A 1,809-nucleotide genomic window follows, 5' to 3' on the forward strand; every position below is an offset into this window, starting at 1 on the left:
AGATCATGCTGCGGAACAAGCTGTTGCCCTTGCCAGAGGTGCAGCATGAGTATTTTAATTGATAAAAATACCAAAGTGATTTGCCAAGGTTTTACCGGCAAACAAGGCACTTTTCATGCACGGCACGCTTTAGATTACGGCACAAAGTTAATTGCCGGAGTCACCCCTGGACGCGGTGGCACTGAACATCTAGGTTTACCGGTATTTAATACAGTACAAGATGCCTATGACGCAACACAAGCTGATGCGAGTGTTATTTATGTACCGCCTTTTTTTGCTGCTGATGCGATTTTAGAAGCCGTGGATGCAGGCATTAAATTAATTGTTTGTATTACAGAAGGCATTCCCGTATTACATATGCTGCGTGTTAAAGCTGCGATGCAAGAAAGCGGTGCTTTATTAATTGGCCCTAATTGCCCGGGTATTATTACTCCTGAACAATGCAAAATTGGTATTATGCCCGGCAATATTCATCAAGCCGGCTCGATTGGGATTGTCTCGCGCTCAGGCACGTTTAACTTATGAAGCAGTACACCAAACGACCCAACAAGGCTTAGGCCAAAGCACTTGTATTGGCATTGGTGGCGATCCTATTCATGGTATGAACTTCATTGATGTCATCAGCCGATTTCAAGCGGATGAAAGCACCCAAGGTATTATTATGGTGGGTGAAATTGGTGGCAGTGAAGAAGAGGAAGCCGCTGAATATATTCAAAATCACGTTACCAAACCTGTTGTTTCTTATATTACCGGCCTCACAGCGCCAGCGGGAAAACGTATGGGCCATGCCGGAGCCATTGTTACTGGTGGTAAAGGCACAGCTGAAGGCAAAGTTAGCGCACTAAAATCTGCCGGTGTCGAAGTAGTTAACTCTCCCTCAGCAATGGGCATAGCAATGAAGGAACGACTATTGACGTAGTAAGTTCTTATAAAACGGTTTAGTACCGAGAGAAACCTTGCAAAGGAAAGGCAATGAGTGTAGAAAAAAGGACTATATTAACAAATAATAATAAATAATCTAAGGGGAAGAATATGAAAAAAACAACTAAAACTTTAACTACCATTGGTACCGCTTTAGCATCTTCATTCGCTGTATCTGCTGCTAATGCTGAGAGCAACCCATTTGCGATGACTGAATTAGATAGCGGCTATATGCAGCTTGCACAATCAGATAAGGCCGGTGAAATGAAGTGCGGCTCTAAAATGAAAATGGATAAAAAATCAGAGGCTGCTTGTGGCGAAGGTCGATGTGGCAGCATGATGGAAAATGGCAAAATGAAAAAAGGTTTAGAGCAAGCTTGCGGCGCTATGATGAAAGGTAAAGAGGGCGCTTGCGGTGATATGAAAGAAAAAGCATCCTCTGGAAAAGCAAAGCATAAAGGCTATTCCGTCAACACATCGGGTTGGGGCAAAAACAAAGCTAAGGAAATGAAGAAAAACATGGACATGAAAAATGGCATGAACATGGATAAAGGAATGGATATGAAAGGCATGCAAGGCATGTGTGGCGGTATGATGCAAGGTGGCAAAATGAAAAAAGGCATGGAGCAGATGTGTGGCGCAATGATGAAAGGAAAAGAAGGTAAATGCGGCATGGGTGACATGAAAGGCATGGATATGCAAGGCGGTATGGGCAATATGAAGGGAATGGGAGGCATGAAAGGAATGAACGGAAAACAAGGTGGCGATATGAAGGGTATGAATATGAAAGGCAAAGAAGCAAGTTGCGGCGTTATGGTAACGCCTGAGCAAGCTGCTGGTAAATAAACCCGAAGTAACCTTATATATAAGTAGGCGCGCCACCGCGCG

General features: G+C 43.8%; 1 protein-coding gene and 1 pseudogene. Both read left to right on the top strand.

The features are described 5' to 3' along the window. Positions 1-45 precede the first annotated feature (45 nt). Positions 46-919: pseudogene (sucD, locus tag BAZSYMA_RS03615) on the top strand (succinate--CoA ligase subunit alpha). Between the two features lie 113 nt (positions 920-1,032). Next, positions 1,033-1,767, top strand: a complete 735-nt coding sequence (locus tag BAZSYMA_RS10330) for an HvfA family oxazolone/thioamide-modified RiPP metallophore (RefSeq protein ID WP_241502539.1) — start codon at positions 1,033-1,035, stop codon at positions 1,765-1,767. Positions 1,768-1,809: the final 42 nt, after the last annotated feature.

Source organism: Bathymodiolus azoricus thioautotrophic gill symbiont, assembly GCF_001298715.1.
Classification (GTDB): Bacteria; Pseudomonadota; Gammaproteobacteria; order PS1; family Pseudothioglobaceae; genus Thiodubiliella.